Origin of the sequence: Pseudomonas sp. B21-017, assembly GCF_024749245.1 — a bacterium.
Taxonomy (GTDB): domain Bacteria; phylum Pseudomonadota; class Gammaproteobacteria; order Pseudomonadales; family Pseudomonadaceae; genus Aquipseudomonas.
On record NZ_CP087194.1, the window covers coordinates 5,854,493 to 5,865,000 of the forward strand.

9 protein-coding genes, 6 tRNA genes and 3 rRNA genes (1 of these 18 cut by a window edge) are annotated in these 10,508 nt (G+C 53.0%); all 18 read right to left on the reverse strand.

Going from position 1 to position 10,508, the window contains the following annotated elements:
• Window positions 1–165: 165 nt before the first annotated feature.
• The gene (gene rplL / locus LOY28_RS26665) at window positions 166–531 is read right to left on the reverse strand and encodes a 50S ribosomal protein L7/L12 (protein ID WP_018925654.1); all 366 of its coding nucleotides are present in this window, start codon (window positions 529–531) and stop codon (window positions 166–168) included.
• Window positions 532–609: 78 nt separating this feature from the next.
• Window positions 610–1,110 carry a 50S ribosomal protein L10 gene (gene rplJ / locus LOY28_RS26670; RefSeq protein ID WP_018925653.1) on the reverse strand — a complete coding sequence of 167 codons (501 nt, stop codon included), beginning with the start codon at window positions 1,108–1,110 and terminating at the stop codon, window positions 610–612.
• A gap of 198 nt (window positions 1,111–1,308) precedes the next feature.
• Window positions 1,309–2,004, reverse strand: a complete 696-nt coding sequence (rplA, locus tag LOY28_RS26675; protein ID WP_007933725.1) for a 50S ribosomal protein L1 — start codon at window positions 2,002–2,004, stop codon at window positions 1,309–1,311.
• A complete protein-coding gene (gene rplK / locus LOY28_RS26680; RefSeq protein ID WP_007933726.1) occupies window positions 2,004–2,435 on the reverse strand; it encodes a 50S ribosomal protein L11 in 432 nt (143 codons plus the stop codon). Before rplK ends, rplA begins: the two co-directional genes overlap by 1 nt.
• A gap of 117 nt (window positions 2,436–2,552) precedes the next feature.
• Window positions 2,553–3,086, reverse strand: coding sequence for a transcription termination/antitermination protein NusG (gene nusG / locus LOY28_RS26685; protein WP_007933727.1), 534 nt, complete (start codon window positions 3,084–3,086; stop codon window positions 2,553–2,555).
• Window positions 3,087–3,095: 9 nt separating this feature from the next.
• Window positions 3,096–3,464 carry a preprotein translocase subunit SecE gene (secE, locus tag LOY28_RS26690; RefSeq protein WP_007933728.1) on the reverse strand — a complete coding sequence of 123 codons (369 nt, stop codon included), beginning with the start codon at window positions 3,462–3,464 and terminating at the stop codon, window positions 3,096–3,098.
• Window positions 3,465–3,509: 45 nt separating this feature from the next.
• Window positions 3,510–3,585 (reverse strand) — tRNA-Trp (locus LOY28_RS26695).
• Window positions 3,586–3,759: 174 nt separating this feature from the next.
• Window positions 3,760–3,835, reverse strand: a tRNA-Thr gene (locus LOY28_RS26700).
• Between the two features lie 26 nt (window positions 3,836–3,861).
• Window positions 3,862–3,935, reverse strand: a tRNA-Gly gene (locus LOY28_RS26705).
• A gap of 24 nt (window positions 3,936–3,959) precedes the next feature.
• Window positions 3,960–4,044, reverse strand: a tRNA-Tyr gene (locus LOY28_RS26710).
• Window positions 4,045–4,187: 143 nt separating this feature from the next.
• On the reverse strand, window positions 4,188–4,628 hold the full coding sequence (locus LOY28_RS26715) for a hypothetical protein (protein WP_018925651.1): 441 nt from the start codon (window positions 4,626–4,628) through the stop codon (window positions 4,188–4,190).
• Window positions 4,629–4,635: 7 nt separating this feature from the next.
• The gene (locus tag LOY28_RS26720; protein WP_018925650.1) at window positions 4,636–5,385 is read right to left on the reverse strand and encodes a pantothenate kinase; all 750 of its coding nucleotides are present in this window, start codon (window positions 5,383–5,385) and stop codon (window positions 4,636–4,638) included.
• Window positions 5,375–6,334 carry a bifunctional biotin--[acetyl-CoA-carboxylase] ligase/biotin operon repressor BirA gene (gene birA, locus LOY28_RS26725; protein WP_018925649.1) on the reverse strand — a complete coding sequence of 320 codons (960 nt, stop codon included), beginning with the start codon at window positions 6,332–6,334 and terminating at the stop codon, window positions 5,375–5,377. The genes LOY28_RS26720 and birA overlap by 11 nt, the downstream gene beginning before the upstream one ends.
• Window positions 6,335–6,469: 135 nt before the next feature.
• Window positions 6,470–6,585 (reverse strand): 5S ribosomal RNA (gene rrf, locus LOY28_RS26730).
• A 162-nt stretch (window positions 6,586–6,747) separates the two neighbouring features.
• Window positions 6,748–9,639, reverse strand: a 23S ribosomal RNA gene (locus tag LOY28_RS26735).
• A gap of 246 nt (window positions 9,640–9,885) precedes the next feature.
• Window positions 9,886–9,961 (reverse strand) — tRNA-Ala (locus LOY28_RS26740).
• Between the two features lie 29 nt (window positions 9,962–9,990).
• Window positions 9,991–10,067: transfer RNA gene (locus tag LOY28_RS26745), tRNA-Ile, on the reverse strand.
• 163 nt (window positions 10,068–10,230) lie between these two features.
• Window positions 10,231–10,508, reverse strand: a 16S ribosomal RNA gene (locus tag LOY28_RS26750) (it continues 1,261 nt past the right edge of the window).
• Together the 16S, 23S and 5S rRNA genes with 2 tRNA genes alongside form the textbook arrangement of a ribosomal RNA operon.

A 10,508-nucleotide genomic window follows, 5' to 3' on the forward strand; every position in this document is an offset into this window, starting at 1 on the left:
AGAAAATCGTGCAAACCCCATGGTTTGCGCCACCACATCGGGTGGATACAGCTCGTTACCAGCACCGACCCAGTCGGCTGCCAATAACGGAAAAAGGCCGGTGGCAAGAGCCACCAGCCATCAGCCTTTCGCTTAACGCTCGGGCTGGAGGAGCAAAGTCGATGCTTATTTCAGCTCGACTTTAGCGCCTGCTTCTTCCAGAGCTGCTTTGGCTTTGTCAGCTGCGTCTTTGGCAACAGCTTCCAGAACCATGGCAGGAGCGCCGTCAACTACAGCCTTGGCTTCTTTCAGGCCCAGACCGGTCAGTTCACGTACAGCCTTGATCACGTTAACTTTCTTCTCGCCAGCTTCGGTCAGCATGACGTTGAATTCAGTTTGCTCTTCAACAACAGCGGCAGCAGCAGCTGGACCAGCAGCAGCAACAGCAGCGGTAACGCCGAAGGTTTCTTCCATTGCTTTGATCAGCTCAACAACTTCCAGAACGGTTTTCTGGCCGATTGCTTCGATGATTTGTTCGTTAGTCAGAGACATGACTTGAATCCTGTATTGGGGTGACAGCTTACGCAGCCATCAAATTAAACATATGATTTTGAAAGGTCTCGCTGTGCCTTAGGCAGCAGCAGCTTCTTTCTGGTCGCGAACGGCTGCCAGGGTACGAGCCAGCTTGCTGGTAGCGCCTTGGATCACGCTCATCAGTTTCGCAATAGCTTCGTCGCGGGTCGGCAGGGTAGCCAACACGTCGATCTGGTTAGCGGCAAGGAACTTGCCATCAAACGCAGCTGCCTTGATCTCGAACTTGTCCTGACCCTTGGCGAACTCTTTGAAAATCCGGGCAGCAGCGCCTGGATGTTCTTTGGAGAATGCAATCAGGGTAGGGCCGGTGAACACGTCGTTGAGGACACTGAATTCAGTGTCAGCAACAGCGCGCTTGAGCAGGGTGTTACGTACGACACGTACATAAACGCCAGCTTCACGAGCCTCTTTACGGAGTCCGGTCATCGCGCCTACTGTTACGCCACGGGCATCAGCCACGACAGCGGACAGAGCGACTTTGGCAGCCTCGTTGACTTCAGCGACGATGGCCTTCTTGTCTTCGAGTTTAATTGCCACGGGTTTAACTCCTGCTTGTTACCGTTTCATCCAGTCGAAACCGGATGTCGTTTTGGTGTCTGATTCGGTAAGGAACCGGGAGCACCATCTGCGTAGGCTTGAGGTTTAAGACTTGCGTCGCCTACGGTCTTGGATAGCCCCCGCCAGGCAGGGACCCCAATCTTTCAATTGGCGCAATTACTTGCGCCAACCTGCGTCTTACGCGTCGAGCGAACCCTGGTCGATGACCAGACCTGGACCCATAGTAGTGCTCAGGGTAACGCGCTTGACGTAAATACCTTTCGAGGAAGCTGGCTTGATACGCTTCAGATCAGCGATCAGGGCTTCAACGTTTTCCTTCAGCTTGACGGCATCGAAGCCGACTTTGCCAACGGAAGTGTGGATGATGCCGTTTTTGTCGGTGCGATAACGAACCTGACCAGCCTTGGCGTTTTTAACCGCGGTAGCTACGTCTGGAGTTACTGTGCCGACTTTAGGGTTAGGCATCAGACCACGTGGACCGAGGATCTGACCCAACTGACCTACAACGCGCATTGCATCCGGGGATGCGATCACTACGTCATAGTTCAGGTCGCCGCCTTTCATTTCGGCAGCCAGGTCGTCCATACCTACACGGTCAGCGCCGGCAGCCAGAGCGGCCTCGGCAGCTGGACCCTGAGTGAACACAGCAACGCGAACGGTCTTGCCGGTACCGTGCGGCAGCACGGTAGCGCTACGAACGACCTGGTCGGATTTACGCGGGTCAACACCCAGGTTCACAGCTACGTCGAACGACTCGCTGAACTTGACAGTCGACAGCTCGGACAGCAGAGCAGCAGCGTCTACAAAGTTGTAGGCCTTGCCTGCTTCGATTTTGCCGGCGATAGCCTTTTGACGCTTGGTCAGCTTAGCCATTACACACCCTCCACGTTAAGGCCCATGCTACGAGCAGAACCGGCGATAGTACGCACGGCTGCTTCCATATCAGCTGCAGTCAGATCCGCGTTTTTGGTTTTCGCGATTTCTTCCAGCTGAGCACGAGTCACAGTGCCAACCTTAACGGTGTTCGGACGAGCGGAACCGCTAGTCAGACCAGCAGCCTTCTTCAGCAGAACCGAAGCAGGAGTGGATTTGGTTTCGAACGTGAAGCTACGGTCGCTGTAGACAGTGATGATCACTGGAGTCGGCAGACCTGGCTCAAGACCCTGAGTACGGGCGTTGAAAGCCTTGCAGAATTCCATGATGTTCACGCCGTGCTGACCCAGAGCAGGACCAACAGGTGGGCTTGGGTTAGCCTGAGCGGCCTTCACTTGCAGCTTGATGTAAGCGGTAATCTTCTTGGCCATGAGGCACTCCAATTACGGGTTCAAACGCCTCGAAAGGCTCCCCGGTTACTTGCGCGTTTATCCCAGTGACGACAAAACCCCACAGCCTAGGGCTGCGGGGTTGGGATGCTTGCTCAGCTAGACCTTTTCGACCTGACTGAACTCCAACTCTACCGGAGTAGAGCGACCGAAAATGAGCACCGCCACTTGGATCCGGCTCTTTTCGTAGTTAACCTCTTCAACCGTGCCGGTAAAATCGGCAAACGGCCCGTCGTTGACACGTACCGACTCACCCGGCTCGAACAACGTCTTCGGCTTCGGCTTGTCGCTACCATCAGCAACGCGACGCAGAATCGCTTCTGCTTCTTTATCTGTGATTGGTGCAGGCTTGTCGGCAGTACCACCGATGAAGCCCATCACCCGAGGAGTATCCTTGACCAAGTGCCAAGTACCCTCGTTCATGTCCATCTGAACCAGCACATAACCAGGGAAGAATTTGCGTTCGCTTTTGCGCTTCTGGCCATTACGCATCTCAACCACTTCTTCAGTGGGAACCAGAATTTCGCCGAAGCCATCTTCCATGCCAGCCAGCTTTACGCGCTCGATCAACGAACGCATGACATGCTTCTCGTAACCGGAGTAAGCATGCACAACGTACCAACGCTTAGCCACGGGACACCCTTAGCCGACGATCAAGGAAACAAGCCAACCGAGCAGGGAATCAAGCCCCCACAACAGCAACGCCATAACCAGAACAACAGCCACAACGATCAACGTGGTCTGCGTAGTTTCTTGGCGAGTTGGCCAAACGACTTTACGAATCTCGGTGCGCGCTTCCTTAACCAGTACAAAGAAAGACTTGCCCTTAACCGTCTGCAGGCCTACAAAGGCAGCTACAGCAGCAATGACCAGCAAAGCGAGCACGCGGTACAGGATCGGCGAAGCAGAGTAATACTGATTGCCAACAACGCCAACAATCACCAAAGCAACTACTACCAGCCACTTGAGTAGATCGAAGCGAGAGCCTTGAGCTTCAGCTTTAGGAGTCATCTATGAAGATCCTGTGAAAAGAAAGCCAGACACACCTGGTGAATCTGGCAGGTCAGGAGGGAATCGAACCCCCAACCTACGGTTTTGGAGACCGTCGCTCTGCCAATTGAGCTACTGACCTAAAACAAAATCAGGCCGACCATTATGCCGGCCCGAAAAAGACTTTACAACAATTTACTCATCGATCCTGGCCATGCACACCAGCACCAAAGATGCACAACACCCTCTCAGGCAACAACGCGCATCTACAAGCCATTAAAACAAAGGCAGATATTTTCATATCTGCCTTGTTATATGGAGCTCTTGAGCGGATTTGAACCGCTGACCTCACCCTTACCAAGGGTGTGCTCTACCAACTGAGCTACAAGAGCGTAACACTTTGCAGGACCTGCAAACCTGGAGCGGGTAGCGGGAATCGAACCCGCATCATCAGCTTGGAAGGCTGAGGTTCTACCACTAAACTATACCCGCGGAGCTTGCAGCTCTCGCTAAAAATGGTGGAGGGGGAAGGATTCGAACCTTCGAAGTCGTAGACGTCAGATTTACAGTCTGATCCCTTTGGCCGCTCGGGAACCCCTCCTAAGCGAGCCGGCATTCTATACTATGCCAGCCTTCTGTCAAGCATTTTCTCATTAAAAACCTGAGGTTAGCTGCGTTGACCTCGCTTCGCACCGTCAACCTTTAAAAGGTCTTCACTGCGAAGCGGGCGCCATTCTATGCAAACTATTCGACAGGTGCAACCCCCTCACACGGCATTATTTTATGTTTTAACTCATTGAATTCTTTAGAAAGGCTTTGCAACTGCAAGTCATCCAGCAAACGCCGGCTTTCCGGTGCCACACGCACCCAGTAACCCGCATATTCAGGGAGGTCCTTCGGCAACGGCTGAAACTTGATGTCCATGCCACTCAATCGATGCTCGATTGCCTGAGCGACTTCCTGCCGGGCAGAGCCGCCCAGATAGAGACAACTGCTTTCCGGCTGCGTGGATTTTCCTTTGTCTCGGGTCGTATCAGTCGCCTCGCTCAACAAACGAATGTCCTGCTGAGAGCCCCGATACATACTCAAGGGGGTCACATCCTTCGCGCGAAGCGGGGCCTCCTGTTGGTGCCAGACGTAATAGAACACATTGAGAACAAGCAGCAGCAGGAACAACCAACGCATAAAAACCTCAAGACAAGGGACACGCCATAGCCAACCCTACAAACACCAGATCTGGAACCACCCTGGCCCCAGGCGCAATCTCGGAGACCAGATCAGCATCTCCTCCTGTGAGGAATACAGCGAAATCCTCCCCCCAATAGCTGCGCGCCAAATCTAGCTGAGCCTGAACAAAGCCCCTCAACATCAGCACACAACCTCGCTCGACCGCCTCGACGGTAGTACGCCCAGGAACAAGACTCTCCAAAGCACGCTCGGCAGCAAGGTCGCCATAGCGGATTCTACGGGTATGAGTACGCAACTGGTTACGCATTAAGGGCATTCCCGGACAGATGAAGCCTCCAAGATGCTCGCCATCCCTAGCGACAAAATCAGCAGTGACCGCGGTACCGAAGTCAAGCACCAGACAAGCACCTGAAGCCAGGTGAAATCCTCCGAGCATTGCAAGCCAGCGATCAAGTCCTAGCCGCTCGAACTCTTCATAGCCATTACGAACCCCGGACATTTCGCGAGCCGGTGTGGCACACACCACGGAAACGCCGAAAGCCTCTGTCAACGAAGAGATCAAGGCTCCGGTTTCTTCAGCGGTTCTGACACTCACTAACCGACAATGCTTGAGAGCGAGCCCCTTGAGCCCCTTCAAACTCTCAAGCAGCGCGAGATCCGAATCAACGACACCCTCACCAACCACCCGCCCGACATCCGCGCCGAGCACACGCCACTTGATGAAACTGTTTCCACAATCGAGCTCAAGTATCATCACGCAACCTCAGGCTGAGCTCACCACCACTAAAGACTTTTTCCACGCCATCCACCTTCAAGCGCAAGGCACCCTGACCATCGATACCCAACACCTCTCCATCTATCTGACTAGCTCCAGCAATCAACGACACGGCGCGCCCCTGCCATAGATGATTTTGCTCCCACTCCGCCCGGATAGCCGGAAATCCGTCGACCTGGTGGCGACTCAAGTAGGCCCGGAGCATCACCCCCAACTTCGCAACCAGGTGATTGCGATCAACCGCCTTACCCGACTCGAGCCGCATGGACGTCCACTGCTGGTCAACCTCATCAGTCATCTGCATGTTCACATTGATCCCGACACCGATCACTACGTGACACACATCTGCAGGATCGCCCACTAATTCGAGCAATATTCCAGCAATTTTTTTCTGACCAACCAGAACATCATTAGGCCACTTCAAACCCGCGCCTGAAATACCAAGCTCTCGCAAGGCCTGCAGTACGGCGAGCCCAACAACTAGACTCAAGCCTTCCAGCTGCCGCATCCCACCCTCAATGCGCAACACCAGGCTGTAATAGATGTTTTCTGCGAACGGACTCACCCACTTGCGTCCACGCCGTCCGCGACCGGCCGTTTGCCGCTCGGCAAGCACCAGAAATGGCGCGATCTGGCCACGCTCGATAGCGCGCAAAGCTTCAGCATTGGTAGAGTCAATTGAGTCGAGGACCAGGATGGGCCACTCACAGGAAGGCTCACGCGCGCATATCTCGACAGGATCAAGCAGCGTCAATGGCGCAGCCAGCTGATAGCCGCGACCGCGCACTTTATGAATGGATAAGCCGAGCTCAGCCTCCAAATGCTGAAGCTGCTTCCATACAGCGCTACGACTGACGCCCAAGGCGACGCCCAGGGCCTGGCCCGAATGGAATCGACCATCCTTAAGAAGCTTTAACAACGTCAGCATGCAAGTCTCGCCTCACAATGAGGCCCGCATGATAGCCATGCACCGAGCAGTTGCATAGAAACCCTAAACGTCAGTTTTCCTGCGAGCAAAACAAAACCCCTACCTGCATACGCAGATAGGGGTTTCGGAATTTAATCTTGACGATGACCTACTCTCACATGGGGAAACCCCACACTACCATCGGCGATGCATCGTTTCACTTCTGAGTTCGGGATGGGATCAGGTGGTTCCAATGCTCTATGGTCGTCAAGAAATTCGGGTACCGAACCGTCTTTCGACGCTTCAGCAAATTGGGTATGCGATAGTTTGTGCGGTTTATGCTTGCGAACTTTCGGTTCATTGCGTCTTCACACACCGCAATCTGGTGCCCTTTCGCTTTTCAGCTCGAAGCATACAAATTGCTTGGGTGTTATATGGTCAAGCCTCACGGGCAATTAGTATTGGTTAGCTCAACGCCTCACAGCGCTTACACACCCAACCTATCAACGTCGTAGTCTTCGACGGCCCTTCAGGGAGCTCAAGGCTCCAGTGAGATCTCATCTTGAGGCTAGTTTCCCGCTTAGATGCTTTCAGCGGTTATCTATTCCGAACATAGCTACCCGGCAATGCCACTGGCGTGACAACCGGAACACCAGAGGTTCGTCCACTCCGGTCCTCTCGTACTAGGAGCAGCCCCTCTCAAATCTCAAACGTCCACGGCAGATAGGGACCGAACTGTCTCACGACGTTCTAAACCCAGCTCGCGTACCACTTTAAATGGCGAACAGCCATACCCTTGGGACCGGCTTCAGCCCCAGGATGTGATGAGCCGACATCGAGGTGCCAAACACCGCCGTCGATATGAACTCTTGGGCGGTATCAGCCTGTTATCCCCGGAGTACCTTTTATCCGTTGAGCGATGGCCCTTCCATACAGAACCACCGGATCACTAAGACCTACTTTCGTACCTGCTCGACGTGTCTGTCTCGCAGTCAAGCGCGCTTTTGCCTTTATACTCTACGACCGATTTCCGACCGGTCTGAGCGCACCTTCGTACTCCTCCGTTACTCTTTAGGAGGAGACCGCCCCAGTCAAACTACCCACCATACACTGTCCTCGATCCGGATAACGGACCTGAGTTAGAACCTCAAAGTTGCCAGGGTGGTATTTCAAGGATGGCTCCACGCGAACTGGCGTCCACGCTTCAAAGCCTCCCACCTATCCTACACAAGCAAATTCAAAGTCCAGTGCAAAGCTATAGTAAAGGTTCACGGGGTCTTTCCGTCTAGCCGCGGATACACTGCATCTTCACAGCGATTTCAATTTCACTGAGTCTCGGGTGGAGACAGCGCCGCCATCGTTACGCCATTCGTGCAGGTCGGAACTTACCCGACAAGGAATTTCGCTACCTTAGGACCGTTATAGTTACGGCCGCCGTTTACCGGGGCTTCGATCAAGAGCTTCGCGTTAGCTAACCCCATCAATTAACCTTCCGGCACCGGGCAGGCGTCACACCCTATACGTCCACTTTCGTGTTTGCAGAGTGCTGTGTTTTTAATAAACAGTCGCAGCGGCCTGGTATCTTCGACCGGCGTGGGCTTACGCAGCAAGTGCTTCACCCTCACCGGCGCACCTTCTCCCGAAGTTACGGTGCCATTTTGCCTAGTTCCTTCACCCGAGTTCTCTCAAGCGCCTTGGTATTCTCTACCCAACCACCTGTGTCGGTTTGGGGTACGGTTCCTGGTTACCTGAAGCTTAGAAGCTTTTCTTGGAAGCATGGCATCAACCACTTCGTGTTCTAAAAGAACACTCGTCATCAGCTCTCGGCCTTAGAATCCCGGATTTACCTAAGATTCCAGCCTACCACCTTAAACTTGGACAACCAACGCCAAGCTGGCCTAGCCTTCTCCGTCCCTCCATCGCAATAACCAGAAGTACAGGAATATTAACCTGTTTTCCATCGACTACGCTTTTCAGCCTCGCCTTAGGGACCGACTAACCCTGCGTCGATTAACGTTGCGCAGGAAACCTTGGTCTTTCGGCGTGGGTGTTTTTCACACCCATTGTCGTTACTCATGTCAGCATTCGCACTTCTGATACCTCCAGCAAGCTTCTCAACTCACCTTCACAGGCTTACAGAACGCTCCTCTACCGCATCACCTAAGTGATACCCGTAGCTTCGGTGTATGGTTTGAGCCCCGTTACATCTTCCGCGCAGGCCGACTCGACTAGTGAGCTATTACGCTTTCTTTAAAGGGTGGCTGCTTCTAAGCCAACCTCCTAGCTGTCTAAGCCTTCCCACATCGTTTCCCACTTAACCATAACTTTGGGACCTTAGCTGACGGTCTGGGTTGTTTCCCTTTTCACGACGGACGTTAGCACCCGCCGTGTGTCTCCCATGCTCGGCACTTGTAGGTATTCGGAGTTTGCATCGGTTTGGTAAGTCGGGATGACCCCCTAGCCGAAACAGTGCTCTACCCCCTACAGTGATACATGAGGCGCTACCTAAATAGCTTTCGAGGAGAACCAGCTATCTCCGAGCTTGATTAGCCTTTCACTCCGATCCACAGGTCATCCGCTAACTTTTCAACGGTAGTCGGTTCGGTCCTCCAGTCAGTGTTACCTAACCTTCAACCTGCCCATGGATAGATCGCCCGGTTTCGGGTCTATTCCCAGCGACTAGACGCCCTATTAAGACTCGCTTTCGCTACGCCTCCCCTATTCGGTTAAGCTCGCCACTGAAAATAAGTCGCTGACCCATTATACAAAAGGTACGCAGTCACCCAACAAAGTGGGCTCCCACTGCTTGTACGCATACGGTTTCAGGATCTATTTCACTCCCCTCTCCGGGGTTCTTTTCGCCTTTCCCTCACGGTACTAGTTCACTATCGGTCAGTCAGTAGTATTTAGCCTTGGAGGATGGTCCCCCCATATTCAGACAAAGTTTCTCGTGCTCCGTCCTACTCGATTTCATTGACAAGAGATTTTCGCGTACAGGGCTATCACCCACTATGGCCGCACTTTCCAGAGCGTTCCGCTAATCTCAAATCAACTTAAGGGCTAGTCCCCGTTCGCTCGCCACTACTAAGGGAATCTCGGTTGATTTCTTTTCCTCAGGGTACTTAGATGTTTCAGTTCCCCTGGTTCGCCTCTTGCACCTATGTATTCAGTACAAGATAACCATCTTATGATGGCTGGGTTCCCCCATTCAGACATCTCCGGATCAAAGTCTGTTTGCCGACTCCCCGAAGCTTTTCGCAGGCTACCACGTCTTTCATCGCCTCTGACTGCCAAGGCATCCACCGTATGCGCTTCTTCACTTGACCATATAACCCCAAGCAATCTGGTTATACTGTGAAGACGACATTCGCCGAAAATTCGCATGCTCAATTAAGAGCAACTCACAAATTTTACCTTAGCCTGATCCGTTACCAGTGAAAGTAACGTTCAGTCTATCTTTCTATCACATACCCAAATTTTTAAAGAACGATCTAGCCAAAGACTAGAAATCAACATTCACCATCATCACAATGGAATGCTCATTTCTAAGCTTTCAACAACAGAAGCAGTAGTGGTGGAGCCAAACGGGATCGAACCGTTGACCTCCTGCGTGCAAGGCAGGCGCTCTCCCAGCTGAGCTATGGCCCCGTATTTCTACAGGTATTCCCACACAAAATTGGTGGGTCTGGGCAGATTCGAACTGCCGACCTCACCCTTATCAGGGGTGCGCTCTAACCAACTGAGCTACAGACCCAATTTCGAGCTACTAAGGCCGACCTCACCCTGCTCTTTACCACACAGCATGGGGTGCGCTCTAACCAACACAGCTACAACCTGATACAGGCTGCTTCATATCGTCTTCTTCAATGAATCAAGCAATTCGTGTGGGAACTTATGGAGCAGCTGATGTCGTCGATTAAGGAGGTGATCCAGCCGCAGGTTCCCCTACGGCTACCTTGTTACGACTTCACCCCAGTCATGAATCACACCGTGGTAACCGTCCCCCCGAAGGTTAGACTAGCTACTTCTGGTGCAACCCACTCCCATGGTGTGACGGGCGGTGTGTACAAGGCCCGGGAACGTATTCACCGCGACATTCTGATTCGCGATTACTAGCGATTCCGACTTCACGCAGTCGAGTTGCAGACTGCGATCCGGACTACGATCGGTTTTATGGGATTAGCTCCACCTCGCG

Coding starts and splice junctions, on each gene's coding strand:
- rplL (WP_018925654.1), bottom strand. CDS start 531: ATGTCTCTGACTAACGAACAAATCATCGAAGCAATCGGCCAGAAAACC.
- birA (WP_018925649.1), bottom strand. CDS start 6,334: ATGCTGACGTTGTTAAAGCTTCTTAAGGATGGTCGATTCCATTCGGGC.
- rplA (WP_007933725.1), bottom strand. CDS start 2,004: ATGGCTAAGCTGACCAAGCGTCAAAAGGCTATCGCCGGCAAAATCGAA.
- LOY28_RS26715 (WP_018925651.1), bottom strand. CDS start 4,628: ATGCGTTGGTTGTTCCTGCTGCTGCTTGTTCTCAATGTGTTCTATTAC.
- secE (WP_007933728.1), bottom strand. CDS start 3,464: ATGACTCCTAAAGCTGAAGCTCAAGGCTCTCGCTTCGATCTACTCAAG.
- rplK (WP_007933726.1), bottom strand. CDS start 2,435: ATGGCCAAGAAGATTACCGCTTACATCAAGCTGCAAGTGAAGGCCGCT.
- LOY28_RS26720 (WP_018925650.1), bottom strand. CDS start 5,385: ATGATACTTGAGCTCGATTGTGGAAACAGTTTCATCAAGTGGCGTGTG.